A 24,829-nucleotide genomic window follows, 5' to 3' on the forward strand; every position below is an offset into this window, starting at 1 on the left:
TCTGTAGGAAGAACAGGATAGAGTACGGAATGGGATTTTGCCGTCTATTACGGCAAGAGGGTTACTGCTCCAGCAGGCTGACCTCAAAACTTCCTTCCCTGGCATGTTGCCGGGCATAAAGGCCATCTGTGGTATCAGGAGTCCGGCTGTCAAGTGGGCGATCGTAGGGTTTGTTATCCAGGGTTTGCTGGCGAAGGTCTTTTTCTGTTGTCATGACGACAAGGTAACGTTCCCCCAGCCAGGACTTGACCTGCACGACACCTTCAATATGGGCATAGCTTTTCCAGCTCTCCGGCTGGAGGCGATAAACGGCATCCGTCACCATGCGGACGGGTTCCCTTCTGGCATTCAGGAACAGCAGCGTCGGGTAGATCATTGCCTTATTATCTTCGCTGGCAAAGCTTCGCACCCTTACTGACAGGCGCCCTGCTTTTTCCGGCAGGATAAAACCTGCATATGGGCTGACACCCGTAGGAAAGTTATAACTGGGAGAGAGATAGGAGAAGGTTTCAAAATGGCTTTCTCCACGGTCAAGGGGGATAAAATAGCGGGCATTCAGGCTGGCGCAGCACTGGCTGGTCATGGCATCTGCCAGAGATTGATCTCCTCTGCGCTGTCTGGTTTTACGCTGTTCCCGCCCGGCATCAAGAACCGAAGCCAACTCTGGCGTGAGATCCGCTTTCCTATTGTTCTGTTGTCGAACACGGGGGGTGGGCTTCTGGATAAGAATTTCATAGCCATCGCTGAATCCCGCCGCTTGCTCCATTCCCGGCAAGACTGGCTGTTTAAACGCAAGTGCTCGGGTTTCCGGTGATACAGAGCTGTTGTACATACGCCCAGTTTCATCTGTCCAGGTAAAAAACGGTAATCCATCCCCTTCCCTGATAAACCCCTGGGATTCCAGTTTATCCGCATCAATATAAGACGATGCCCGTTCACCGGAACCGAGTACATAATCAGCGGCAGCAGTGGCTTTGGTATTATTTGCGTAAAAGCTGCTTTGCAGATTACCGTCAGCATCCACCCAGGTGAAATAGCGACGGGCACTTTCTTTTACAGAACCGGGACTGTTCTGCCAGGCAATACTGTTGGGGGAGTCAACACTTGAAGTGTAACCGGACAACGTAATACGACGTTTAATATCGTTCTGCTGCTGCTTAAACTGGTTACCGAGAAAGAGGTTGCGGACTTTTCCGGTTTCATCAATGAATGTAAACCAGCGCTCCTCTCCAAGGGCTGAGAATGAAACCAGAACAGAAAAGAGAAAAATTAAAGCAGTTGGCAGCCTTTTCATTATTAATCTCCTGCAACAACATCTTTCAGCACGTTCTTGTCTGTGCTTTCTGCAAGAATGCCACTAAATAGCGGCTGTGTCCTTAAAACATGCCCCTTAACATGGGATTTAAAACCGTGTGCGGTAAGTCAGGGAAAAAACATACGCCTTAACGCTGGTTTTAATATCAAGCCCGGCATAGGGATTGTAAATAATATCAGTCAGGCCACCACAGTTTACATTACAACTGCTGTTGGCAGGGATATTCTGCTTTGACCAGAGGTACTGAAAGCCAAAATCAATCACAGAATCTTTGTCCCACTGATAACCAAACCCAAATCCAAGAGAGTGGGCATCCCCCAGAGGGGCCAGGATATCTGCCTTATTTTTCGGAATAGCTGATGGGCGATTCTCATAACCGGTTCTCAACCGCAAGCGACTGTTCCACTTGTACTCCATGCCGATAGCCCAGCTCCAGACACTTTTATAGCCTCGATCAAGGGTAATAAAAGTTGGTGCCGCAGATGCCTTGTTACCAGCCAGAATACGGGCAAAACGGGTGGCGGAAAGTTCCCGGTCAAACTCTATTTTAAATTCGTCCCATACTGCCCAGTCTGTCCATTTAGCATCCAGGTTTACTGTCAGCCTCGGGGTTACATCAATACTGGCCCCCATGGCGAAATGGGCGGGGTATTTCATTTTCAGGAAAGCTATTCCTGAGTCTTCCCGTTTTCCGGTCGTTGCCCCCACCAAAGCCCGGCCAAAAATAGACGGCACCCCCCGCCTGCCAACAAAACCTTCCAGAAAATCGTAAAAACCCTGGGAATACTTCATGGAGTATTTGCCTGACAGAGACATATCTGCCCCGCTCTGGTAAACAGCCCCCAGGCGGAGCCAGTCGTAAGGTTGCCATTCCAGACCAAGGTTAAATGTTGGTGACAGGCGTTCTTCCAGCTGGATATCCAGATCAGCAAGAGGTTTAAAAGGGCCAAAATCGCCTTCACAGATGTTGATGAAAATACCTATACCGGTATTTGCGAGAGGGACTCTGCACACCAGCCCTTTTATCGCATCATTACCCACAAGAGCCACAAGACTGTTAGGTGTACGCATCTGCTGTTGTAAACCTAGCGCCTGATGGGAAAAACCAATCGATAAACCGACAGAGAGACGATCATTTACCTGATAAGCAATACTGGGAGAGAGGTAGGTAATTCGCTGAATAGCGACCCGCTGCCCCTGAAAAACGCCAGGATCATTTTTTTTTCGGGAAAAACCCAGAGCCATGGGAGCGTAAAGATTATTCGCAAAGGTAAATTTCGAACCCGGTGGTGAGATTGAGACACCAGCCAGAGGCGCAAACAGAACAGGAATATCCAGCAGGCCATAACCGGGAACAAACAGGGCTGGTGAACTGACCCGGCTGGTTTTACCTACGACCGGATCATCATCGGCATCAAAGCCGAAAAAACCATAGCCAGGCGGCGCATCAAACTTGGCCTGAATATCCATAAATCCACCAAAGAGCTTGGTCTCTATCTGGCGGCCTTTCAAGTGAATCAGCGCGGCAGGATTATAATGTACACTGTCCATACCCTCACTGTCTGCCGTAACTGCGCTGGCCATAGCCAGAGCCTTGGGGTTACCAATGGTCAGGTTATGGGAAAGCTGGGCCTGCACCCGGACCGAAAGCATCCAAAAAGGTATCAGCAGAGCGAGTAACAGCGATAAATATTTAATCTTGTTCTGCATACAACAGTGATCTTTTAATTGTTATGGTTCGGTTGTTGCGTGAGTCCGGTGCTCTTGTGCTTACGTTTTTGTTCTTACAGCGTTATTCTGGCTTCAGGCCATCCAGGTCGATGGGCAGAGAAAACCCCAGCAGAATATCGGGGGAGTCCTCGGTCAGGCCAAAGCCCGCGTTCACATTAACGATATAATCCGGCGAAGCCCGCAAACCGAGGGAGAGATTGACTACTCCGCTGGTGCTGGTGGTGGATTCTACTTCCCGGCCATCCTTAAATTTGAATCTTGTCGCCTCGCTGAAAGACACCTGGTAAGACGCACTCATGGACACGTCATAGGAGAGGGAGTAGGCAAAACCCATATTCAGGTTGTAGCTGTTACCCGGATTGACCTCTTCCAGGGTGAACTGGTCCTGGTTCGCACCAACGGGCTGGTTCTGTGGCCCACGGAACTGGTTAAGGCCGGTCTGCTTCAGGTTAATGGTGTAACCCGCTGAACCAAACAGTACCACAGGGTCAAGCACATGGCTGATATTGGCGCCAAAACCCAGGGAGTAATAACCGGAGCCGGTGGGCAGGTCCTTGGCAAGGTTCACCTCGAAGGGGCTGTCCCCGGTTTTGGTTGAGAAGCTGCTGTACAGGGTCAGAGACGGCTTGCCGGGTTTCACTTCAAAGGGCTGCCAGCGCAGGCTGAAGGAAACATCACCCAGGCCGTAGGCGAATTTCTCCCTGGAACGGTAGGTCCGGCCATCCAGGGATTTGATATCGGAATATTTGGCTACCAGAGGAACCCGCACAGACAGTGTCAGGTTATTCCAGATGCCATAGTCAAAACTGAAGGTGTTGGTAAAAGTATTTTCCGCAGAGTTTTCAACAAAATTCGTAGCGACAGCCGTAACACCATTCTGGACGGCGGCCGGTACAAAATCAATGCGAGCATCCCGAAAATGGGAATAATCAAACGAATAGGTTAAACGGCTGTCGCCGGATTTCAGCAGAGAGTAACTTTTCTCTGCCGCCTGAAAGACCTCTTCCAGCTGTTTTTCCTGGGACGCATCATCATCCTTTTGTCCGAGAGCTTCCCTGGCTTTATCCTGTGATGCAGCCTGTGCGTCCACCGTCGCAAACAAGGCTGTTATCACAAAACAGAACAAGCGTCTGTCAAACTTCATTCGATCACGCCCTTATTGTTGTTATATGACGTTGTTTCAAAACAGTACTTTTTATATTTGCTTTTGTTTCATTATAGGGACTGGAGCTGACAATCAGACTGGCCTATACAGATCCCTTTATGTGTCAAAATGGTCATTTAAAACCGATCCCTGCACCGATTATGCGCAATTTGTAACTGATAAACATTTATTGTCTTTTGTAATGCCAGCCACCGGTTGTGCCGTTATTGGTTTTGTCCTTATAGGCTTCTATAGCCCTGACCGCCGCAGCGGCATCATCGGCCCGCCTTTCTATGGGCTGAGTAAACTCAGGCAGCTCATTAAAGGCAAGATAGGTAATAGTTGCGTCTTCCACGACACGCATATCCTCTGGTTTCAATTCAAGGTTTGCGAGGGGCGCATGACCATTGGGGAAAACAATAAAAAGCACATTGCGGTCCCACACCTTTTTAAAGCGCTCAAGGGTGAAACTGATATTGCCAACAGCCGGATCGGCCACATAGACATGACCGTTATGGACATCCCGCACCACCACAAAATGTTTAAAGCCGGCATATTCAATGGGCACAATGGCGGGGTGGTCAAGATCGATCAGATCTTCAATGGAAGCCCGGTAACCGCCGCTTCTGTGACCGATAGCCCGCACAAAGCGTTTCATATCCAGCAGGGAAAACGCACGGCGTGAGACAATTTTTTCAGCTTCACCGAAACGCAACAGTCCTTCCATTACCTGACGTTCTGTCAGGTTCCGGCCCAGATAATAATCAAGAAGTGTTGTCAGAGCCGCAGCGCCACAACTGTAGTCGTAGGCCTGGCGGACAATATTGCGGAATTTCTGTTCACTAAGGGGATTAACTACGACCTCGTCTGTGACCGGCATACCAGACTGTTGCTGGTAGTAGACGGTGCCCTGCTCCTTGGGTTTAACGTCGACCGCTGTTTGTATACCGAAAACGGTAAGCAGACTGCCGACCAGAATTTCTATCATTTGTTTTTTTCTTTATTATTTTTATTAGTCATTTGACGTGTTTTATTCAACTACGTCAATCCTGAAAAAGAAATTAACGTCCTTTTATAGAGAAAGTGTTATTCATATTGATACCCAGTACAGCAAGTTTTCCCAGGCTTTTCTCTCCCAGAAAAACATCCGCTATCTCAATACTTCCGTTCTCTACGGGGATAGAAAGGATAAGTTCTTCTGCATCGCTGATATCAACGCGAACCTCCGTCTTATCGCTTTTTATCCGGACATTCCCAAGGGAGATTGTACCCACGGAATCTGTCGGGGAGTTGTAATAGGCCAATCCCAGGTTATTTGCACGGGCTTCAAACTGGGCTTTATCGAAATCATCCAGGGCTGCCACTTCAGTTTCCGCCTGGTTTACTGCCTGGAAAAGATTGTCATAGGTCGCATCCACTCCGAGTGCCGGATTCCCGGAACCTGCGGGATCATCATATCCCTGACTTGTGCGATAAATGGCTAAATTCTGGCGGGCCAGATTAACCTGACTGACAAATCTGTCCCGCACCGCAGATTCCGGTGAGTCTGGCCCGGAAAAATAACTTATACGGTCAATCTGATAATCCATGGCCTGGGCAATACGGATACCACTGGAAATATCAGGAGTAAAAAGATAAAGAGGGGAAGATCCCACATTAACGCCCTGTATGGCCAGCCCACCAAGGCGACCGGTGTCAATTTCTCCATTCCCCAGAAGAATACCGCCAATAGTGATGCTGCCACCGGAAATATCCGGCAACTGCAGTGCAATAGCAGACGCTTGTCCAAAGGGGTTATTTTCACCACTGACAGTGTCTATCGTCATACCTGTCAGGTTCAGTGATGAGATATCAATATTGTTGAAACTCAGAGTGCCGCCATCACTGTCTGTGTCGCGGTAAGCAAAACGCTTCAAGGCAATATCAAGGGAACCATCAATACCCAGGCTGCTATTGTCTGCACGGTTATAAAGATAAAAGTCGGTGCTTTTAACAGAGAAATCATCCAGCTCCAGAGCGCCAAGGCTTGGTGCATCAGGGCTACCCAGGCTGATAGAGCCGACAGAAAGATCCAGCAAAGTATCACTGACAGAAACTTTCAGAATATTCCCTTCTGCGTTTGCAGCAAAAGGTGTTCCCACTACAGCAGCAGGCGTGATCTCTTCCAGTTCAACGGTCTGTTTCAGGCGTCCACCATCATGGCCAATCAGCCAGTTACTGGTCCACAGGGTACCGCCACCAACATCAGCGGGATCAGCAGGATTTTTTATATCGGTATAGGAAACACTGTTAATTGTGGCACGCAGCTCCAGATCAATAGCAATATCGGCCTGGGCTGAAATTGTACGGGCTTCATCGTCAGACAAGCGCTGCATATCAGCAGAAGCGGCAAGTGATAATGAAGAGATCGCAAGAGCACAGCTGACTTGAAATTTCATCCGCCCTCCCAGAATTCAAAAAGGGCATTCCTTTGAATGCCCTTACGGAGGCGCTTAGTGCGCAGAGAGAGTAATGGTGGTACCCGCCATATTAATACCGCTAATGCCGACACCGCCAATACTGGTCAGAGCACCGGAGGCATTACCCATTCTAACTTCCGCAATATTCAGGTTGCCTTGGATGCTGGGCAGTCCAATTACAGCCTGGTTATTAGCGTTCACGGAAACAGATGTACCATTCAGGCTAACGGCTTTGTTGCCAGAGGGATTGCCATTGTCAAATGTCACATTACCCAGCTGGAGTTGTCCGCCGTTAGTGGCACCATTGGTATCAACCGTGATGCTGCTGGCTTTAAATTCCAGTGCTGTATCAATCACCAGACCGCCGCCGCTCTTGGCATAAATAAAGGTGTCAGATGTACCGCTTGCGCCCAGTGAGTCATTAAGAACAACACCGCTCATGGTCACTCCAGCCAGTGTATCCGTGCCGAGTTTGATGGTACCGGGAGCCAGAGTGGTGAAGGTTGTTTTGCCTTTATTCTGTACACGGATAGCTGAGACACCACTCCCCCCTGAAGCACTGCCACCGGCATAGTTGCCGAGTACATCAACAGCAATATTCAGAGCTCCGTCCGTGTCAATGGCCAGCCCCTCAATACTTAAAGAGCCTGCGGTACTGCTGCCGCCTATACCATCAGTATCGGTATACACAACTTTGCCAACAGTAACATTCAGGTCCATACCGATATCGACACCAGCCTGGCCGGTATAGCCAGACATCTCTTCAGAACCCAGTTCTTCCATCGCCATAGCGCCGGAAGTCATTGCCGCCAGCGCAATGGCCAGTGGCAGTTTTTGAATAGCTTTCATTATTATTATCTCCACTTGTTCAGGCTTGCGCCCTTCCCAAAGGTTTTCGTCCGCTACGCGGTGTTAGACCGGAACAGCAGAGATACTGCTACTCCAGCTTTCAACCGGTTGTTAAATTCCCTTCCCCAACAACCGGAATGAAACGGGTGACCAGAAAGTCTTACCAGAGCGTCCAGGCGAAGAGACCAACCAGGGCTATGGCAAGAATGGGATTAAAGCTGCCTGACAGTGGGGCAGAATGCTCTGAAGCAGTTGGGTGACCAGAAATGTAATGGGGCATTGCGTTTTCCGCTTATTGTTATTATTTATCGGCCTGCTTTATTTGCGGGCTTCACTTCTTTCTGCAAGGCTCTCAAATTGTGCCGAACAGGTTTTTATTATGCCCGTTTTTCGGGAATCTTGTCTATATCCCCACATATGCACGGAGCAACCGTCTATTTTTGTATCCGTGCACTTTTCCCGGAGCACAACGACCAGTACAATTCCGCCAGACTTTTTATACGGCGTGTCTGTCTGTGCCACACCTACCTTACTTACCTAATCCCTGTGACTGGCTTGAGCGCCTGCGCCCCCTGGGTTATGCCCTGTTACTGGACAGCTCGGCAAACATTCACACCCATTCCGGGCAGGACAAGCCTCTTTCCGGCTCCGGACGCTACGATATCATTACCGCGGCACCAGAACTTGTCACTATCGTCCGTGACTGCACCACAATCGTCTATGACCCAGATGACAACACCACTATAGAATCTGGCCAGTCTCCGTTCAGTACTCTGGAGTCCCAGCTAGAAGGGCTGGAGTGCAGCCATATGACTCATCTTCCCTTTTCCGGGGGGCTGGCCGGTTACTGGGGGTATGAGTTGAACAGCCTGCTGGAGCCTGGCCGAATCTCACATCGCAGCCATTCTGTAAACGATAATAAAGATAAACAGCTGCCGGATATGGTGGTCGGCCTCTATCTCTGGGCGATTATCACCGATCACCATAAGCAGGACTGTGAGATTTTCTTTCACCCTTCCCTGCCGGAGAAAAAGAAAAAGGCCATTCACCAGCAACTCAATCAGGCTTTGGCGGAGAAAGAGAACAGTTTCCGGCTTGAACAGAACTTCAAGCCCGTCCTTTCCCGCAAGGGCTATAATCATGCTTTTGAGCAGATCCAGAACTGGATTCTGTCCGGCGATTGCTATCAGGTTAACCTGACCCAACGACTCTCCGCCGATTACCAGGGTGATCCCTGGCAGGCATATCAGCAATTAAGGGAGTTGAGCCCAACGCCCTTCTCTGCGTATCTGGACTTTCCCCAGCTGAAAATCCTCAGCCACTCTCCTGAGCGTTTATTGAGTTCTGAGCACGGCCAGATAGAAACCAAACCCATTAAAGGCACACGCCCCCGGGGTAAAACGCCGGCGGAAGACCGTATACTGGCCCATGAACTGTTATCCAGCCCTAAAGACCGGGCGGAAAACCTGATGATTGTGGACCTGCTCCGTAATGATCTGGGCCGCAACAGTCAGCCGGGGAGTATTCGCGTGCCGGTATTATTTGGGCTGGAGAGTTACGCCAATGTGCACCATATGGTCAGCACTATTACTGGCACCCTGGCGGAAGGTCGAACGAATATTGATTTGTTAAGAGATGCCTTCCCCGGTGGCTCAGTAACCGGTGCCCCGAAAATCCGTGCGATGGAAATTATTCGGGAACTGGAGCCTGTGGCGAGAACGGTTTACTGTGGTTCTATCGGTTATATCAGCACCAATGGCCGAATGGATACCAATATTCCCATTCGTACGCTGGTGGCCGATGGTAAACAAATCCATACCTGGGGTGGCGGCGCGATTGTTGCGGACTCTGACTGTGATAGTGAATATGAGGAATCACTGACCAAGGTTCTCAATCTGGTGAATGGACTTGAGCAACAGTTTCTTGAAAGAAAAAAAACCGAAACCCCGGTCTAAACCAGACTAACCCGGATGCTTCATAAACATACTTCTACCCTATTTATATCAAGCGCCTGGGCGGAACCGGCCTTGTTCCATGAAATATCCGGGTTAGGATTTTCGGCACAAAAAAGGCGATTCCCAAGAGGAATCGCCTTTTTGTCCAGATCATGAGACCCGAAGTTCAGTCTGACTCAGATAACTTCGATATCTTCAGCCTGGGGACCTTTCTGGCCCTGGGTCACAGTGAAGCGAACCTGCTGACCTTCAGCCAGGGAACGGAAACCGTCACCTTTGATCTGACGGAAGTGGGCAAAGACATCAGGACCGCTCTCCTGTGCAATGAAGCCGAAACCTTTCTCGTCGTTAAACCACTTAACTGTACCGGTAGTAGTAGACATAGTGTCACCCTGTTTCTAAAAAATAATGAAGCCTCGCAAGAGGCAGTTTTGCTAAAAGTTCCGTTATTTTTTATGAAGAACAAAACGAGCTACTACACCCGAAACATGAAATCTGTACATAAAGAATAAAACACACTTATAACATGTCGACATTGTATAGCAGTCGTACACTCAGGTCATGAATATTTTGCTTGAAACCGTAGAAAATCCGTAAATATGATTATTTTTTCCACCTAAAGCAAACTTAAGGGGAAAAACATAGAGAAAAGCGGCACCCTACCCTTGGTAAGGTGCTGCCTTTCTTCTTCTATCAACTTCCTGCGAAAGCAGAGAGCCTGCTTTAGATAATTTCGATATCTTCAGCCTGGGGGCCTTTCTGGCCCTGGGTCACAGTGAAGCGAACCTGCTGGCCTTCAACCAGGGAACGGAAACCATCACCCTTGATCTGACGGAAGTGGGCAAAAACGTCAGGACCGTTGTCCTGAGCGATAAAACCAAAGCCTTTCTCGTCGTTAAACCACTTAACTGTACCGGTAGTAGAAGACATAATGTCACCCTGCTTTTCAAAAATAATGAAGCCTTATAAAGGCGGTTATGCTAGAAGTTTCGTTATTTTTTATGAAGAACAGAACGAGCTTATACGCCCGATACATGTCAATTTATACATAAAGAATAAAACACACTTTTAACGGAGCTGAATTGTATAGCAGTAAATCTCCAAGGTCACCGCAATTTATTCATTTTCTGTAACTGATCCACCATATAAGGCAGGATTTAATACGATAAGAGAGGGATCTTCAAAGTTTAATAGAAAATAAAAGGTAATGGGCGGTTGCATCACCCACACAAGCTATAATGCACTATACGAACCTAGCGCTACTGAAAGCGCTACCAAAGAACCTGTCCGTCAAATAACTTCAATCTCTTCTGCCTGTGGACCTTTCTGACCCTGGATCAAAAAAGCAATCAAACCCGGAACGCAGGATCTTCGCATAAACATCAAACATACTTTTCACGAGCCGCCGCAATCAATAAAGCCTTTGCAGGCCAGCTGATTTTAACCAGAGTTTTTTGAAAGTACCGGTACAGTCATCGGGAAATCTGGAAAAACTGTCACGCCCCGTTTCCTTTTCAGGCAAGAAAAAAGGTGACACTCGCAGGTATCACCTTATCTGCATCTATCTTTACAGGGAGAACCTGCAAAGAAAAGGCGTTATCAAAGCCAAAAGCCTTAGATAATTTCGATATCTTCAGCCTGGGGGCCTTTCTGGCCCTGGGTCACAGTGAAGCGAACCTGCTGACCTTCAGTCAGGGAACGGAAACCTTCACCCTTGATCTGACGAAAATGGGCAAAGACGTCAGGACCGTTGTCCTGAGCGATGAAACCAAAGCCTTTTTCGTCGTTGAACCACTTAACGGTACCGGTAGTAGTAGACATATTGCCACCCTTATCTGTCAAAAATAATGAAGCCTTGCAGGCAAGACGGTTGGGTAAAAAGAGACGCTATTATTTATGAAGAGCAGGACGAGCTACTACGCCCGAAACACACAATCTTTGCATAAACATCAAACACACTTTTAACGTGCCGCCACTCTATATCATTAGCCCTTACAGGCCTTGAATATTTTACCCGGAACTTCCGGAAAATACTCTATAAAAAAGATCTGAAAATTTCCACAAAGTTCACTGAACCGGCACGGCTTTAACATTTCTATCCATACCATCATGCCTTGATTCCCTCCCAGCCAAATCAGCCCATTCACCTTATAACAATAACCAACAGTCACCATTTCCCTGAAAAAGTAGACTTATCAGACCATTTTTAGATAGAAATCAAAATTTTGAGAAAGAAAAGAAATAATCAGAATCAGAAAAGAAAACTCTTCAGGAATGCAATCAGCCCGGAGCGGATACAAAAAAACAACAAGACAAAGTGAGATAAAGTGAGACAAAAAGGGACACTTATCCCATGGAATTATCGAGAAAACATACATAAAAAAGCCCCGAAACCTTGCAGTATCGGGGCCTTCATGCTGTCAAACAGCTTATGTGGCGGAGGGATAGGGATTTGAACCCTAGGTAGGCTATTAACCTACGCCGGTTTTCAAGACCGGTGCTTTCAACCACTCAGCCATCCCTCCGTGGGTACCTGGCGAGGCGCTTGCCCATGTGCCGAGGACGATGTGCATAATACTGAAATTTTCCTTTCAGTCAACGTTGTGTGGCTTGATTTGCGTTTTTAGCTCAGTATGCTTAACAGATAACCAATTCTTAGTAGGAAAGCCCTCAGGGAGAATATCACATGGCTCAATCACCCTCACCCTATGTACGCGAACAGGCGGCTCAGCCTGGACTGAGCGTCAGCACCCATAAAATACTTCGCAACACCTATGCCCTCTTGGGCATGACCCTGGTATTCAGCGCCGCAATGGCTGCTGTCACTATGGCACTGGGTATCAGCCAGATGGCAGCCTTGGGCATGAGCCTGGGTGGTCTGGTGATGCTTTTTGTAGTCAATCGCCTGGCAGACAGTGCCAAAGGATTAATAGCAGTTTTCATTTTCACAGGCCTTTTGGGCGGAGCCCTCGGGCCTATGCTCAACTTCTATATGCAGCTGTCTAATGGTCCTGCCCTTATTATGCAGGCATTAGGTGGTACGGCATTAGTGTTCTTCTCCCTCTCTGCCTATGTACTGACCACCAAGAAGGACTTCTCCTTTATGGGTGGTTTCCTGATGGTAGGTATGATTGTTGCGATCATTGCCAGCATTGCTCTGCTCTTCTTCCATGCCCCTGCTGCACAGATGGCCCTCTCTGCAGGTATCGTATTGCTGATGTCCGGCTTTATTCTGTTTGACACCAGCCGCATCATCCATGGTGGTGAAACCAATTATATTCGTGCCACTGTGTCCCTGTATCTGGATATTTATAATTTATTTATCCATCTTCTAGCCCTTCTTGGTATGGGTGGTGACGACTGATCGACAAGAAATTTTCTTCTCGTCTGAAAAAACCCGCTCCGGCGGGTTTTTTCATGGCCGTTTTTCCACCGCCCCCGCCATGCTAAGATTCCCCCACATTAATAAACACCCCTGTTATGAACTACACACTGGTTATTCATGGCGCGCCGGCTTCCAGCCAGTCCTGCCAGACAGCTCTTAATTTTGCCCGGGCGGCTATCAGCCGCGGGCACACCATTGGCCGTACATTCTTCTTTCGGGATGCTGTTCATACAGGCTCCAGCCTGACCGTTGCCCCCCAGGGTGAAGTAGACCTGCATAAAGACTGGAAAGAGTTGGGGGAACAACATGATATCGATCTGGTTCTCTGCATCTCCGCAGCCCTTAAACGCGGCCTTCTGGATACAGCAGAAGCCAAACGTTACGACAAACCTGCCCACAATATTAGCAGCCCTTTTACTGTCTCCGGCCTGGGCCAGCTCGTAGATGGCACCGTATCCGCTGATCGAGTAATCACCTTTGGAGACTGAGATTAATGACCAAATTTTGCATTATCAGCACCCATCCCCCCTTTGGTGGCACTACAGTACGGGATGGTCTGGAAACCCTGATGGTTGCTGCCACCTATAATATGGACGGCACTTTACTTACCCTTGGAGATGGCATCCTGCAACTTCTGAGCAATCAGGAACCAGAGGACCTGCCCCAGAAAAACACCGGCTCAATGATGCAGGCTCTGGAAATGTATGGCATTGAAAATATTGTTGTCTGCCGGGAAGATATGGAAGAACGTGGGCTGACAGAACAGGATTTCCTGCTCCCCCCCAAGATTATCTCCCATAAAGATGTGCCAGTCCTGCTGCAGGCACAGGATCGGGTTCTGAATTTCTGATGAGTACAACACTGCATACCGTAAACAAAACCGCCAGCCACCCAGCTGCAACCATGGCCCGCATAGCCCTTGGGGATGGTGACGCTCTGCTTTTTATAGAAGACGGCGTTAATCTGTTGATAATCAACAGCCAGAGCGCAGAACAGCTGGCCAGCCTCTGTAGCAGCCATAACATTTTTTGTCTGGAAGCGGATGCCAAGGCCCGGGGCTTGTTCAACCGACTGCCGGAGTGGGTCAACCTGGTGAACGACGCAGGTTTTGTTGAACTCACTGAACAGCATGACAGAGTGCTCAGCTGGTTCTGATCACCTTCTATAAAAACATGAAGCATATTCACGTGAACAATAGCGACATTTCCCTTGATAACAACGGTTATCTTATCAATCTGGACGACTGGAACCAGCAAACAGCCAAAACCCTCGCCCAAAATGAAAACATCACCCTGACCGAGAGTCACTGGGAAATCATCAACCTGGCCCGGGAGTTCTATCAAACCTATGAACTCGCTCCCAGCCAGAGGCCGTTGGTCAAATACGTCAAACAGAAACTCGGTGAAGACAAGGGTCGCAGCATTTACCTGATGAAACTGTTTCCCGGCAGTCCCGCCAAAATCATCGCACGTATCGCCGGCCTGCCACGGCCAACCAATTGTTTTTAATCAACGGGTTCAGGTCGACAACGCTAAATATCCGTCGTCTATTGAATTGCAAGAGTTTATCTACTTATTGTCGGAAAAAGGCCGTCCCCCTATAGTGCGCGCCTTTCCCGAGCCGACGCAGCCGCCAGGAAAAAATTATTTGATGAGCCCTGTCACTTTTATTTACGGCCCTATGAAATCCGGCAAGACCGCCCGTCTTATCGGCGATTTCTATGCTCTTTCCGAAAACCATGACGTTCTGGTTATCCGCCCGGCCCTGGATACCCGTTCACCCGATGATAAAGTAAAAAGTCGGAATGGTAGTGAGCTGCCCTGCTTTGTCTTTGATTCAGCCGATATTCTGCTGAATAAGGTTAACAAACAGAAGCCTCATTATATTTTGGTGGATGAAGCCCAGTTTCTGCCTGAAGACACCATCCTTCAGCTGATCAGACTCTCCCTCTCCGGCGCTCATATACGGTTTTACGGGCTGATGACAGACTTCCGTGGCACCACTTTTTCCGCATCGGAAACCATTGCCCGCTATGCCCAGAAACTGGACCCGATTTTCGCCGATTGCGTCTGCGGCCAGCCAGCTCAGTTCACCCGTTTCACCGGGCAGAGCCATGGCCGTACCATTATTGTTGGCCACGAAGATCACTATTTTCCTGTATGCACCGCCTGCTTCCTGGAGACACACCCATGAACAAAACACAAACAAATCATTTTGTGGCCGTGGAAGCCAATATCGCTGCGGGGAAATCTACTCTTCTGCCTCAGCTGGCCAGAGAGATGAATTGGGAAGCTTTGAAAGAACCGGTTGACGACCCTCGTTTCACAGAGCTGCTGGAAGACTTCACTAGCCATCCCCACGACTCCAACCGTCGTATCCGTTTCCAGAAGTACATTACCGCCCGCCGGGCCGAGCTGGTAAAGGGGCTGGATACCAGCAAGAACTACCTGATTGAACGGTCTCTCTACTCTGACCTGATCTTCTCCCAGGCCAACTTCCTTTCCATGGAACAACCCAACGGCATGTACATGGATTATTACTACGATATCAAGCGCCGTCTACAGGATTATCCCCGCATAAGCGCTGTCGTATATCTGCGGACAACCCCGGAAGTCGCCTTTAACCGCTTAACATCCCGGGCTCGCAAGGCGGAAGACGGTACGCCCCTGTCTTATATCCAGGATCTGCATCACTTCCATGAAGCCTGTCTGCCCCAGATCTGCCGGGAAATGGAAACTCCTCTGCTGACCCTGGAATGGGATAACTTCGGCTGCCAGAAAGCTGTTGCCTGTCAGATTGAAGACATCATCTCCCGGAAAACTCAGGACGATCGTTCCGCTGCCTGATCCCCTTCTTCAGAATTTTGCTGAGGTTGGAACCAGTTCAACTGGCTTCGCAATGACACCACGCTGCCGACAATAATCAATGTCGGCGGCTTAATCTCTTCGTTCTTTACCAGTTCAGCCATGGTTTCCAGAGTGCCACTCCAGACTTTCTGGTTCTGGGTTGTGCCCTGTTGGACCAGAGCAATTGGCGTATTCGCCGCACGGCCATGCTCAATGAGTTTCTGGCAGATCACCGGTAAGCCCATCAGGCCCATGTAAAACACCAGAGTCTGGGTGCTGTTGGCCATATCCTGCCAGCTCAGGTTGATGGAACCATCTTTCAAGTGGCCGGCAACAAAGCGCACAGACTGGGCATGATCCCGGTGGGTCAGGGGAATACCAGCATAACTGGCGCAACCGGAAGCGGCGGTAATACCGGGTACAACCTGGAACGGAATACCCTCTGCTGCCAGGGTTTCGATCTCCTCCCCTCCCCGGCCAAAAATAAACGGATCGCCCCCTTTCAGGCGCACAACCCGTCGCCCTTCTTTGGCTAAACGGGCCAACAGCTGGTTAATTTCATCCTGGGGAATCGCATGATTGTTACGACGCTTACCTACATAGATTCTGTCCGCGTCTCTGCGACAGAGTTCCAGTACTTCAGGGGAAACCAGGCGATCATACAGCACCACATCCGCCTGTTGCATAAGTCTCAAAGCCTTGAAAGTCAGCAAATCAGGATCACCGGGGCCACCACCGACAAGATAGACCTCCCCAACCCCCTGCTCCTGGTGGCTCTCCAGAGTTTGCTCAAAAATTTTCTGGGCCTGTTCCATATTGCCACTTAAAGCCGCTTCGGCAGCTGAGCCACACAGAGCCTTTTCCCAAAAATAACGCCTGTCATTCATACTCTGGAAACGACTTTTTACCCGGTCACGAAACTTCCCGGCCAGTTCCGCCAGACGCCCATAACCCTGGGGAATATGACTCTCCAGGCGGGTACGCAATAACCGGACAAGAACAGGGGCTGCTCCTCCACTGGAGAGGGCAATAACAATCGGGGAACGATCAATGATGGCCGGCATCACCGCGCTGCCAAGGCGGGCATTATCAACAACATTGATAAACAGATTGCGCTGACGGGCATCATCAGCGACTGCGGTATTCATACTCTCCCTGTCTGTAGCCGCTATAACAAGCTGAACATCGTTACAGTCTTCAGCCTGATATTCCCTGCGTACAACATCATACTCCTGTCCTGCAAGCAACTCCGCAAGCTCCTGCTTAATCTCCGGGGCTACCAGCCGGATATGGGCTCCTGCGGCTAAAAGCAGGCGAACTTTGCGCAGGGCGACATCACCACCACCAACAACCAGAACATTCTTCTTCTTTAAATCCAGAAACAGGGGTAAGTAGTCCATACAACGCCACAGACATATGTGAATTCCGGCTACTCTACCCTTGCGCCCCGATCAAAACCAGCCTCACAAGCAGTATCAAGACAGGTATCAGTTCTTCAGCCACTCCCTGAGCCTCTGCCAGAGTCCCATATCAGCAACAGAAACAGGCCCATTGACGTCTTTTATAGAGGCACTTTCATAAGCAGAACTTTCCACCGCCGTTTCATCGGTATATCCGGTCTGATAACCTTTCCCTGAAAAAAGTTTAAACAAGCCATCCCCTTTTTCCTGCTCTTTTGACAACCTCTTCTCTGGGCCACCATCAGCCGGTATTTTATCCGCTTTATAGACAATATCAGGGTCAATATATTTACCTGTGCCAAGAACACGCCCCGGAGTCTGGAAGAGCTTAAACTCATCCAGTTTTACATTCACGGGGCTATCCTTCAGCTTCTGCCAGGCCTTGGGACAGTTGAAGTACACAGGTACATTAACACCGTAGGTATAGGCTGCCCCTGGCGGACTCAAATTCTCAATCTGAAAGGCAAAAGGCTGGTCACCATCCCTGACTCTTACCACCTCACCCTGGTGGAGTATCGGGTAACGGGCATTAACAGCAGCCTGCATAAGCTCCGCAAGCTGATCCTGATCCCTGGGCACGCCCTGCAACACCTTCAAAACCAGATTCTGGGTTGGTCTTAACCGCACCGGTTGCAGGCTGATATTCTGGTCAGCCTTTATATTCAACCTGTTCATCACATGACGGGGCAGCAGAATTCTGTTTCCTTCAATATCTGCGGCTTCCTGTGAAGCCACCCAGGCTTTGCGACCATCTTTTCCAGTCAGTTCAAACTGCCAGGGCAGACTAACCCCCTCCCGTACAAGTTCCTCAAACAGTTTCTCCGAAATCACGACACGATTACTGTCCCGAAGACGCTTGCGCAGTCCCCGCTCATTGGGCACTTCTCCAGCCAGCAGGGTTCTGGGAGTTCCCCTGATTTCCCGAGAGGTCATAGCTGCCAGCCCCAGGGCACCGGCCTTGCCTGAAAGAATCAACCTCAGGCGCCGGGCTTCCGGGGTCCTGGCCGTCAGGTACTCCGGCCGGAAATCAACAAGTATTGAACCCAGGTTAACAAGGGATTGGGCCAAAGCCGTCCAGAACCGGGGAATCCTGTAAAGAGTACCATCCACTGCAGGGGACTCACCGGCACGGTACAGTTTCAGATTTCTCAGTCCACCAGCATCAGATTTCCCTTCAAAAATTACCGAAGCCTTTTCTTTCGCCACAACCGTCGACCAGGAGCCATCATCGGTACGGTCAATTACCAAAGGTTTGAGAGCCAGAGCATCCGGCAGTTCAACACTTCGTCCGGATCGGAGTATAGACAGCAAATAATCCAGCACTTCAGGCTGAAACAGACTGATGGAGTCTATTGAGCTGGAGTCACCCGGCAACTCCAGCCACCCCCCCTGCTGCCGGGAAATAAACCGTCCTCCCGGATTTATCCAGAACCACTGCCCCTGCCGGTTACGACGTCCAAACTTCAGCCCTGCGCCACCATGATCTCGGAAAGGAACCACTTCCACTCTTTCAACAGACTGGGCTTCCATCTCCTTATGAATAGCCAGCAGAGTACGGGTGATAGGCTCATCTCCTGAGATCAGAGGTTCAGAGGCCGCAATGGGGTTGCGAAGAATTGACAGCACAGTTCCAGAAGCCACTTCGCTAAGGGTGAACAACAGTCGATGATCAACACCGGGAAGCCCCGTGACAACAAAAACCGGCTTAACCTGACCGGGCAAAAGCCCCAGACTGTCAATAGCCGATGACAGGTACCAGGCGCTGCCCAGCCCTCCAACAGCCCGTCCCAGCCAATGCCAACCATCTGGAGCGTGTTCCATCAGCCAGCCACTTCCAGGAAGACGTTGGTAATAGATGCCCGGCACTCGGCTCATCATCTTGGCACCTGCGATCATTCCCAGGTTCAAGGCAAGGAAAGCAGGAGAAAAACCTTCAAGAAACACAGAGTACCGGCCGCCCCTCAGCCAGCTGCCTTCTGGAGTGGTGGCCACCCAGTCTGCGTGAAGCGCAGGGGAAAACCCAATTACCCCCCACAGACAGATCATAATTGTTATTTTTCTGAATACAGCCATCATTGTTGTAAACGCAGCCCTAGATCCCCCTCATAAGGGGAAAGTAGTTTAGAACAGAAAATGATATATGCCCGTCCACGTGTCAGATCTTTGCCTTTTTGACCTGCCATCCACAACCTCTGCCAACGCCTGCCGCAATCACAGCTCCCCGAAACCTTGAAATAAAGGCCCTCCCTCCATCTCTACCTAAACTTTGAAAGGTCAGGAAGCGAGGTAAAAGGGAAGAATTATGGGCAGGGTCAACAGTGAAAATCTTCAGCTGAATGCTCAGATTCGGGAGCAGTTTGAGAAGTCCCTCACTGACTCCAGGGACGGCGACGGAAAGGTTGTCCGCCTCAAAGTTCATGATGGCCAATTCCAGGTTTTGGTGGACAAAGGAGCCACCGGTGGTTTTAAAGGCCGCATAGTCAACAAAGCGGAAGTCCAGCAAAAAGGAGCCCATAATCAGGCCACAGCAGCTGTATGGCTGAAAGCGTTCTCTGAGCAGGGAACATCGGGTCAGGGTATCTCAAACGAATTTGTTGACAAGGCCCTGAGCGACAGAACAGTCGTGAGTAGAGAGGACGCTCTGGGCATGCTGATGAAAGGCAAGCAGATAGATGTTACCCGATCTCTTCCCCACAGCAGCCTCACTGATATCACCAGACATGCTTCCCACTATCAAAAAGCCGGGTCTGCCGGTGTTGAGATTCTCAAACAGCACCTCAATGAGGTGAAAGCGGCAGGCGAACTCAACGATGATGGTCTGGCAGCTCTTGCCAAAGCCAGCAGTGATGGTTCCCTTGATGACGTCCCCGGCGTACGTGATGCCATTGCTGAAGCTTGGAAGCAAGGTGTTTCCGAAAAGGTACAGGCCGGCAATACATCTGCGACACAGACACTAATGGAAGCCTCCTCATCTCTGCAGGACATCGCAGATTTACGGCGCACCCTTCGAGCTGGAGGTATAAAGGCACATGCCACGGACGCATATAACGCGATCCTGGCCCGAGAAGCGTCTCTCACGGGCATTCAAACAGCTCAGGCGGCTTTTGAAAGCGGTAATCCCCAGAGCCTGGAGGCAATAGGCCGATCGATTGATCAGCAGAAGTTTTCCAGTCGACCGCAACAGGACAAAGCCCTGAAATCCATGGCCCACCAAGCCGCAAATGATTTTTTGAGTTCCAAAAGAGAGGCACTGTCCCGGCAGGCAACCCAAACAGGTCAAAAGATCGCCCAGGCAGCCCTGGATACCGGAAAACCTAATACTCTCGGCATGATTCCAAAACTCGTATCCCAGCAAACATTCTCAGCAAATCCTGAACTGAATGCCGCTCTGCAGAATGAAGCCTCTCAAGTTGCCAAACAGTACCTTGATGCTCGTCTGCCAAAAGCAGAATCAGCACCTCAGGTGCAAGCAGCCCCTCAGGCAAAACCTATTGAAGATATCAACCTGCTCGCTGATTACTATGCTATGGGAAAACAGTCGCCAGCCGACAGTGACCGTTTTCATCAGCAGTTCTCTGAGGGAGTTTTACAGCTTATTCAGGATCGTATCGTTTCACGGAAAGATCTGGAAGACGCAATTCGTGATATCAATAAATATGGGGACCCTGTAGGGGATCCAGCCGGGCTTAATGAGCTGGCAACAAAATTACTGCTCGGGGCAAAACCCGGATCTGATAATGAAACTCGCTTTGCGAAACTGAAGCAACAAACGGCAGAGAGGAAAGGTCAGTGGCCTGATATCAAGGTTAAACATGCCCGATTCTCAAATATCCCCTGCCCATCTGCCAGTAATGTCCCGGTACAAACCTCTACAGAAGGTGCAGAAAAAGGCCAGATACACGCGAACTATGTTCCTGTTTCCATCACCGGAAAAACATCCATTGCTACCCAGTATCCCCTCAGCTCAGAAGCCTCAAGGGGCATGTTCTGGCGCATGGCTATTCAACAGCAGACAGATACCATCGTTGACCTGACACAACGGGGAGAAAATAAAATTGAGAATTACTATCCAACCGAACTGAATGCCCCTGTCACCTACGACGGTGTTAAAGTCACCCTGACCAGTACAGAGGGGGAGTACAACAGCTATATGGTAGAGGACACCCGCACCGGGGAGACAAAAGGTGTTCTCAGAAAACACGTCCAGAACTGGGTTGATCACAAGGCACCAGATGTTCAGGTTTTGTCCGATATCGCATCATTCCTCTGTTACCCCCAGTATTCTAGCCAGTCCGTGCACTGCAGAGCCGGTCTGGGACGGACAATGACTGCCTATGTTGCGGCAGAGCTTTTAAATATTATGCGCACCCAGGGCATTCCCGAATCTCAGATAGACGATACCATTGATGCCCTTATTCTAAAGATGCGTGAAGCCAGGGGGCCTGCCGCCGTTCAGGAACCCAGCCAACGCAAAGTTCTGGTAGACCTGGTTCAATACTGGAATAAAGAAGGCGTACCAACTTAACAAGGTGGAGTATGAAATCAAAAAAAAGCCCTGCTTGTCTTCAAAAGCAGGGCTTTTTTACAGATATTCGATTATTCGATAATCGTCAGACCACCCATATAGGTCTGTAGAACCTCCGGGATATGAATCCGGCCCAGCTCATCCTGATAATTCTCTATAACAGCAACCATCGCACGACCCACAGCCAGACCAGAACCATTCAGAGTGTGTACCAGTTCCGGCCTGCCGGTTTCCGGATTACGGAAACGAGCATGCATACGACGGGCCTGGAAATCCAGGCAGTTGGAGATAGAGGAAATCTCACGGAACGTCTGCTGCCCTGGTAGCCACACTTCCAGGTCATAGGTTTTAGTTGCCCCAAAGCCCAGATCGCCGCCGCACAGCTGTACAACACGGTATGGCAGTTCCAGCTTCTGCAGAATGGCTTCCGCATTGGCGGTCATCTCTTCCAGAGCCTCGAAGGAGGTATCCGGGTGAACAATACGCACCATTTCCACCTTGTCGAACTGATGTTGACGGATCATACCCTTGGTATCACGGCCATAGCTGCCCGCTTCACTGCGGAAGCAGGGAGTATGTCCGGTCAATTTTACTGGCAGCTGCTCTGCATCCAAAATAGACTCCCGCACCAGATTAGTCAGAGTTACCTCGGAGGTGGGAATCAGGTAATGAGCCTGTTCCTGCTCTTTCGCTGTGGTTTTGAACAGGTCTTCCTCAAACTTGGGCAGCTGGCCGGTACCCTGGAGTACATGGCCATGAACCAGATAAGGGGTGTAACACTCCTGGTAACCGTGTTCACCGGTCTGTATATCCAGCATAAACTGCGCCAGGGCCCGGTGCAGGCGGGCCATTTTGTTGCGCATCACCACAAAACGGGAACCGGACAGCTTAGCGCCGGCATCAAAGTCCAGGCCATACTGCTCCCCAAGATCGACATGGTCTTTCGGTTCAAAGCTGAACTGCTTCGGCGTGCCCCATGTGCGCATTTCCAGATTATCTTCATCGCTGTCACCTTCCGGCACAGAGGCATCGGGAAGGTTGGGCAGGCCCAGCATAATGTCGTTCAGAGAGCCCAGAATGGTCTGCTCCCGGCCTTCGAATTCAACCAACTGACTGTCGATAGAGGACAATTGTTCAGCGACCTTTGCCTTGGCTTCATCAACGGACATGCCCTGACCAATCAACTGGCCAACCTTCTTGGATGCTTTTTTCTTCTCAGCCCGCAGTTCCTGCGCGCGGGTCTGAACGGATTTACGCTCTGCCTCCAGGGATTTGATCTGTTCAACATCGAGTTCAAACTTCTTCTTTTTCAGAAGTTCCGCAACCGCTTCCGGGTTTTCTCGAACGTATTTGGGGTCCAGCATAGGAATCCGTAAACCTTAACTATTAACAATCACCGGTAATCACAACCATAGGATTTTCAGACGATGGTTGATTCTACGGGTAACCGGGAATGGTAACGCTCATTCCCTTGTACACAAACTGACCGGGAAAAAGCATGAATGGCGCCATAATAAAAGACAGAACGATATTGGCAATATACAGCGGCTATCTTTCTTCCTTTTATTTCCTGCCTTGTCCCTTCAGGAAATAACCATTTTCAGGGTGCCTTGATGCCCATTGTACAAAGCGTTATCTTTGTAAACATCTGTTTTTTTGCTGTGAATTCAGTTTTTTATACCTGCCGGGTCTATCATGCTTTCTTCTTTTCTCGCAATTAGTGCCGGTGCTGCTCTGGGTGCCAATGCCCGCTGGCTGCTGGGACTGGCGCTCAACCCCATGTTTGTGTCGGTCCCCTTTGGCACACTGGCTGCTAACTGGCTGGGCAGCTATCTGACAGGGCTGGCGCTGGCCATCTTTAATATCTCGGGACTGGTCAGCCCGGAATTACGCCTGTTTATTATCACCGGTTTTCTCGGGGCGCTGACAACCTTCTCCAGTTTTTCTGCGGAAATGATCAGTCTGTTACAGGAGGGGCGCTTTGGTTGGGCGACAGCCGGTATTCTTCTCCATGTTCTTGGCTCATTGTTAATGACAATTCTAGGCATGCTGACAATTCACCTTCTGCGCCAGTGGGGCGCACAGTAACGGAGTCTTTATGAACGGTTTTCAGCTCACATTCTACACCCGGGAAAATGAACAGCACGGTCGCCAGCCTGTGTACCAGTGGTTGCTGGAAACGGCCAGAAAACACAATATGCATGGCGCGACTGTCAGTAAAGCCTGCGAAGGTTTTGGCGCTGACCATAAAATCCATGCCGCACACTTTTTTGACCTGGCTGACGAACCAGTGATTGTTACCATGATTCTCACAAACGAGGAAAAGGACACGCTGTTTCAGCTTATTGAGAAAGAAAAACTTCACATTTTTTACAGCGAATGCCCTGTTTACTTTGGCGTAACCGGAAAATAATCAGCCCCAAAATGGGTATTTCACAACAGGGGACACTGCAAATAAAGCGCCCCCTATCCAGCTGGTTTCCTTCTGTACCGCCTCCACCTCTTGGACAACCCAAAGCATCCGGCTTATAGCCGCCTATAAGGAGAACAGAACGACAGACTTCAAATATTGGCCTGAGTCAAACAGATGAACTCAATGGAAAGTTTATGTTAGTACAATAATTAAAAGAGAAAGAGGCTGGGAAGGGGGAATCAGTCCGCTGCTACAGGGCTAAAAAACAAACATAAAAAACAGTAACAACTACAATGGGACTATCTTTCACTGACCTTTCACTGACTCAGTCCGAGGCATTATGTTTGATCATAACGGCCATGCCGGGAAAAATACTGTGCCCCTTGCTCTTCTGTTTGGTCTTATGGCTTGCTTATCCGACGGAGCTATAGCCCAGTTCACAGGCGCATGTTGTTACTGCTATACCGGTACAGTAGAATACAATGGAGCCTATGCCTGCTGCTCTAAGGATGGATGGTCAAAGCCACTCTGGGTGCAGGAAGCCGACATTATGAGAGATCCTGACCGTCAGACATGTTCCAAATACGCCAATGGAGCCTGGCTGAGCGGGGGCTGTCCCTTCGGAAAAGCCGCTGCCAGCAATTTTTACCGGCCCAGCGAGTGGGACAAAGATACCTGTGTCACGATGGTTGCTCCCAACCAGCGCTGTCAATGCCCATAATCCGGGGCAATATTTCTCGTGTAATC

General features: G+C 49.7%; 24 protein-coding genes and 1 tRNA gene. 12 read left to right on the plus strand and 13 right to left on the minus strand.

Translation table 11 applies throughout. The features are described 5' to 3' along the window. Positions 1-61 precede the first annotated feature (61 nt). The 6 genes from ACY2RQ_RS13715 to ACY2RQ_RS13740 form a co-directional block, all read right to left on the minus strand. A complete protein-coding gene (locus tag ACY2RQ_RS13715; protein ID WP_490113554.1) occupies positions 62-1,294 on the minus strand; it encodes a MalM family protein in 1,233 nt (410 codons plus the stop codon). 108 nt (positions 1,295-1,402) lie between these two features. Then, positions 1,403-3,025, minus strand: a complete 1,623-nt coding sequence (locus ACY2RQ_RS13720) for an outer membrane protein transport protein (RefSeq protein WP_490113555.1) — start codon at positions 3,023-3,025, stop codon at positions 1,403-1,405. Positions 3,026-3,107: 82 nt separating this feature from the next. Continuing rightward, a complete protein-coding gene (locus ACY2RQ_RS13725; protein ID WP_490113556.1) occupies positions 3,108-4,190 on the minus strand; it encodes a transporter family protein in 1,083 nt (360 codons plus the stop codon). Positions 4,191-4,377: 187 nt separating this feature from the next. Continuing rightward, complete coding sequence (locus ACY2RQ_RS13730) at positions 4,378-5,178, minus strand: C39 family peptidase (protein WP_490113557.1); 801 nt, start codon at positions 5,176-5,178, stop codon at positions 4,378-4,380. 73 nt (positions 5,179-5,251) lie between these two features. After that, positions 5,252-6,628 (minus strand): DUF6160 family protein, encoded by a 1,377-nt coding sequence (locus tag ACY2RQ_RS13735; protein WP_490113558.1) that lies wholly within the window; start codon positions 6,626-6,628, stop codon positions 5,252-5,254. A 54-nt stretch (positions 6,629-6,682) separates the two neighbouring features. Then, on the minus strand, positions 6,683-7,498 hold the full coding sequence (locus ACY2RQ_RS13740) for a DUF6160 family protein (RefSeq protein WP_490113559.1): 816 nt from the start codon (positions 7,496-7,498) through the stop codon (positions 6,683-6,685). A 515-nt stretch (positions 7,499-8,013) separates the two neighbouring features. Between ACY2RQ_RS13740 and pabB the strand changes: the two genes are divergently transcribed. Continuing rightward, the gene (gene pabB, locus ACY2RQ_RS13745) at positions 8,014-9,453 is read left to right on the plus strand and encodes an aminodeoxychorismate synthase component I (protein ID WP_490113560.1); all 1,440 of its coding nucleotides are present in this window, start codon (positions 8,014-8,016) and stop codon (positions 9,451-9,453) included. 176 nt (positions 9,454-9,629) lie between these two features. Here the strand turns inward: pabB and ACY2RQ_RS13750 are convergent, their stop codons facing one another. The 4 genes from ACY2RQ_RS13750 to ACY2RQ_RS13765 all read right to left on the minus strand — a co-directional run bounded on the left by ACY2RQ_RS13750 (position 9,630) and on the right by ACY2RQ_RS13765 (position 11,978). Beyond that, positions 9,630-9,836 carry a cold-shock protein gene (locus tag ACY2RQ_RS13750; RefSeq protein WP_490113561.1) on the minus strand — a complete coding sequence of 69 codons (207 nt, stop codon included), beginning with the start codon at positions 9,834-9,836 and terminating at the stop codon, positions 9,630-9,632. A 340-nt stretch (positions 9,837-10,176) separates the two neighbouring features. Then, the gene (locus ACY2RQ_RS13755; RefSeq protein ID WP_490113562.1) at positions 10,177-10,383 is read right to left on the minus strand and encodes a cold-shock protein; all 207 of its coding nucleotides are present in this window, start codon (positions 10,381-10,383) and stop codon (positions 10,177-10,179) included. Positions 10,384-11,067: 684 nt separating this feature from the next. Then, positions 11,068-11,274 carry a cold-shock protein gene (locus ACY2RQ_RS13760; protein ID WP_490113563.1) on the minus strand — a complete coding sequence of 69 codons (207 nt, stop codon included), beginning with the start codon at positions 11,272-11,274 and terminating at the stop codon, positions 11,068-11,070. Between the two features lie 613 nt (positions 11,275-11,887). Next, a tRNA-Ser gene (locus ACY2RQ_RS13765) sits at positions 11,888-11,978 on the minus strand. 161 nt (positions 11,979-12,139) lie between these two features. Here ACY2RQ_RS13765 and ACY2RQ_RS13770 point away from each other — a divergent pair. The 7 genes from ACY2RQ_RS13770 to ACY2RQ_RS13800 all read left to right on the plus strand — a co-directional run bounded on the left by ACY2RQ_RS13770 (position 12,140) and on the right by ACY2RQ_RS13800 (position 15,684). Next, the gene (locus ACY2RQ_RS13770; protein WP_490113564.1) at positions 12,140-12,817 is read left to right on the plus strand and encodes a Bax inhibitor-1/YccA family protein; all 678 of its coding nucleotides are present in this window, start codon (positions 12,140-12,142) and stop codon (positions 12,815-12,817) included. 116 nt (positions 12,818-12,933) lie between these two features. Next, positions 12,934-13,326 (plus strand): sulfurtransferase complex subunit TusD, encoded by a 393-nt coding sequence (tusD, locus tag ACY2RQ_RS13775; protein ID WP_490113565.1) that lies wholly within the window; start codon positions 12,934-12,936, stop codon positions 13,324-13,326. Between the two features lie 5 nt (positions 13,327-13,331). Further along, the gene (gene tusC, locus ACY2RQ_RS13780) at positions 13,332-13,688 is read left to right on the plus strand and encodes a sulfurtransferase complex subunit TusC (RefSeq protein ID WP_490113566.1); all 357 of its coding nucleotides are present in this window, start codon (positions 13,332-13,334) and stop codon (positions 13,686-13,688) included. Continuing rightward, positions 13,688-13,993, plus strand: a complete 306-nt coding sequence (tusB, locus tag ACY2RQ_RS13785) for a sulfurtransferase complex subunit TusB (protein WP_490113567.1) — start codon at positions 13,688-13,690, stop codon at positions 13,991-13,993. Before tusC ends, tusB begins: the two co-directional genes overlap by 1 nt. A gap of 32 nt (positions 13,994-14,025) precedes the next feature. Continuing rightward, the gene (locus ACY2RQ_RS13790; RefSeq protein WP_490113568.1) at positions 14,026-14,346 is read left to right on the plus strand and encodes a TusE/DsrC/DsvC family sulfur relay protein; all 321 of its coding nucleotides are present in this window, start codon (positions 14,026-14,028) and stop codon (positions 14,344-14,346) included. A 142-nt stretch (positions 14,347-14,488) separates the two neighbouring features. Continuing rightward, positions 14,489-15,031: a thymidine kinase gene (locus ACY2RQ_RS13795; protein ID WP_490113569.1), complete on the plus strand. Its 543-nt coding sequence runs from the start codon at positions 14,489-14,491 to the stop codon at positions 15,029-15,031. Next, positions 15,028-15,684 carry a deoxynucleoside kinase gene (locus ACY2RQ_RS13800; RefSeq protein WP_490113570.1) on the plus strand — a complete coding sequence of 219 codons (657 nt, stop codon included), beginning with the start codon at positions 15,028-15,030 and terminating at the stop codon, positions 15,682-15,684. Before ACY2RQ_RS13795 ends, ACY2RQ_RS13800 begins: the two co-directional genes overlap by 4 nt. On the opposite strand, the gene cysG is transcribed toward ACY2RQ_RS13800, so the two are convergent. Further along, complete coding sequence (gene cysG / locus ACY2RQ_RS13805) at positions 15,660-17,084, minus strand: siroheme synthase CysG (RefSeq protein WP_490113571.1); 1,425 nt, start codon at positions 17,082-17,084, stop codon at positions 15,660-15,662. The genes ACY2RQ_RS13800 and cysG overlap by 25 nt on opposite strands. 87 nt (positions 17,085-17,171) lie before the next feature. After that, positions 17,172-19,190, minus strand: a complete 2,019-nt coding sequence (locus tag ACY2RQ_RS13810) for a hypothetical protein (protein WP_490113572.1) — start codon at positions 19,188-19,190, stop codon at positions 17,172-17,174. A 256-nt stretch (positions 19,191-19,446) separates the two neighbouring features. On the opposite strand from ACY2RQ_RS13810, the gene ACY2RQ_RS13815 reads away from it, so the two are divergent. Next, the gene (locus ACY2RQ_RS13815) at positions 19,447-21,669 is read left to right on the plus strand and encodes a protein-tyrosine phosphatase family protein (protein WP_490113573.1); all 2,223 of its coding nucleotides are present in this window, start codon (positions 19,447-19,449) and stop codon (positions 21,667-21,669) included. A gap of 71 nt (positions 21,670-21,740) precedes the next feature. Here ACY2RQ_RS13815 and serS read toward each other — a convergent pair whose 3' ends face one another. Next, the gene (gene serS / locus ACY2RQ_RS13820) at positions 21,741-23,033 is read right to left on the minus strand and encodes a serine--tRNA ligase (RefSeq protein ID WP_490113574.1); all 1,293 of its coding nucleotides are present in this window, start codon (positions 23,031-23,033) and stop codon (positions 21,741-21,743) included. Between the two features lie 331 nt (positions 23,034-23,364). Here serS and crcB point away from each other — a divergent pair, with 331 nt between their 5' ends. The 3 genes from crcB (at position 23,365) to ACY2RQ_RS13835 (ending at position 24,803) form a co-directional block, all read left to right on the plus strand. Further along, the gene (gene crcB / locus ACY2RQ_RS13825; protein WP_490113575.1) at positions 23,365-23,757 is read left to right on the plus strand and encodes a fluoride efflux transporter CrcB; all 393 of its coding nucleotides are present in this window, start codon (positions 23,365-23,367) and stop codon (positions 23,755-23,757) included. Positions 23,758-23,767: 10 nt separating this feature from the next. Beyond that, positions 23,768-24,082 carry a DUF190 domain-containing protein gene (locus ACY2RQ_RS13830; protein WP_490113576.1) on the plus strand — a complete coding sequence of 105 codons (315 nt, stop codon included), beginning with the start codon at positions 23,768-23,770 and terminating at the stop codon, positions 24,080-24,082. A gap of 340 nt (positions 24,083-24,422) precedes the next feature. After that, the gene (locus ACY2RQ_RS13835) at positions 24,423-24,803 is read left to right on the plus strand and encodes a hypothetical protein (protein ID WP_490113577.1); all 381 of its coding nucleotides are present in this window, start codon (positions 24,423-24,425) and stop codon (positions 24,801-24,803) included. Positions 24,804-24,829 lie beyond the last annotated feature (26 nt).

The organism is Parendozoicomonas sp. 209JJ7-1 (assembly GCF_058147085.1).

Coding starts and splice junctions, on each gene's coding strand:
- ACY2RQ_RS13755 (WP_490113562.1), bottom strand. CDS start 10,383: ATGTCTTCTACTACCGGTACAGTTAAGTGGTTTAACGACGAGAAAGGC.
- ACY2RQ_RS13720 (WP_490113555.1), bottom strand. CDS start 3,025: ATGCAGAACAAGATTAAATATTTATCGCTGTTACTCGCTCTGCTGATA.
- ACY2RQ_RS13740 (WP_490113559.1), bottom strand. CDS start 7,498: ATGAAAGCTATTCAAAAACTGCCACTGGCCATTGCGCTGGCGGCAATG.
- tusD (WP_490113565.1), top strand. CDS start 12,934: ATGAACTACACACTGGTTATTCATGGCGCGCCGGCTTCCAGCCAGTCC.
- ACY2RQ_RS13770 (WP_490113564.1), top strand. CDS start 12,140: ATGGCTCAATCACCCTCACCCTATGTACGCGAACAGGCGGCTCAGCCT.
- ACY2RQ_RS13800 (WP_490113570.1), top strand. CDS start 15,028: ATGAACAAAACACAAACAAATCATTTTGTGGCCGTGGAAGCCAATATC.
- ACY2RQ_RS13735 (WP_490113558.1), bottom strand. CDS start 6,628: ATGAAATTTCAAGTCAGCTGTGCTCTTGCGATCTCTTCATTATCACTT.
- ACY2RQ_RS13730 (WP_490113557.1), bottom strand. CDS start 5,178: ATGATAGAAATTCTGGTCGGCAGTCTGCTTACCGTTTTCGGTATACAA.
- ACY2RQ_RS13835 (WP_490113577.1), top strand. CDS start 24,423: ATGTTTGATCATAACGGCCATGCCGGGAAAAATACTGTGCCCCTTGCT.
- ACY2RQ_RS13815 (WP_490113573.1), top strand. CDS start 19,447: ATGGGCAGGGTCAACAGTGAAAATCTTCAGCTGAATGCTCAGATTCGG.
- ACY2RQ_RS13830 (WP_490113576.1), top strand. CDS start 23,768: ATGAACGGTTTTCAGCTCACATTCTACACCCGGGAAAATGAACAGCAC.
- ACY2RQ_RS13750 (WP_490113561.1), bottom strand. CDS start 9,836: ATGTCTACTACTACCGGTACAGTTAAGTGGTTTAACGACGAGAAAGGT.
- cysG (WP_490113571.1), bottom strand. CDS start 17,084: ATGGACTACTTACCCCTGTTTCTGGATTTAAAGAAGAAGAATGTTCTG.
- ACY2RQ_RS13725 (WP_490113556.1), bottom strand. CDS start 4,190: ATGAAGTTTGACAGACGCTTGTTCTGTTTTGTGATAACAGCCTTGTTT.
- ACY2RQ_RS13760 (WP_490113563.1), bottom strand. CDS start 11,274: ATGTCTACTACTACCGGTACCGTTAAGTGGTTCAACGACGAAAAAGGC.
- ACY2RQ_RS13795 (WP_490113569.1), top strand. CDS start 14,489: ATGAGCCCTGTCACTTTTATTTACGGCCCTATGAAATCCGGCAAGACC.
- tusB (WP_490113567.1), top strand. CDS start 13,688: ATGAGTACAACACTGCATACCGTAAACAAAACCGCCAGCCACCCAGCT.
- ACY2RQ_RS13715 (WP_490113554.1), bottom strand. CDS start 1,294: ATGAAAAGGCTGCCAACTGCTTTAATTTTTCTCTTTTCTGTTCTGGTT.
- tusC (WP_490113566.1), top strand. CDS start 13,332: ATGACCAAATTTTGCATTATCAGCACCCATCCCCCCTTTGGTGGCACT.
- crcB (WP_490113575.1), top strand. CDS start 23,365: ATGCTTTCTTCTTTTCTCGCAATTAGTGCCGGTGCTGCTCTGGGTGCC.
- ACY2RQ_RS13810 (WP_490113572.1), bottom strand. CDS start 19,190: ATGATCTGTCTGTGGGGGGTAATTGGGTTTTCCCCTGCGCTTCACGCA.
- serS (WP_490113574.1), bottom strand. CDS start 23,033: ATGCTGGACCCCAAATACGTTCGAGAAAACCCGGAAGCGGTTGCGGAA.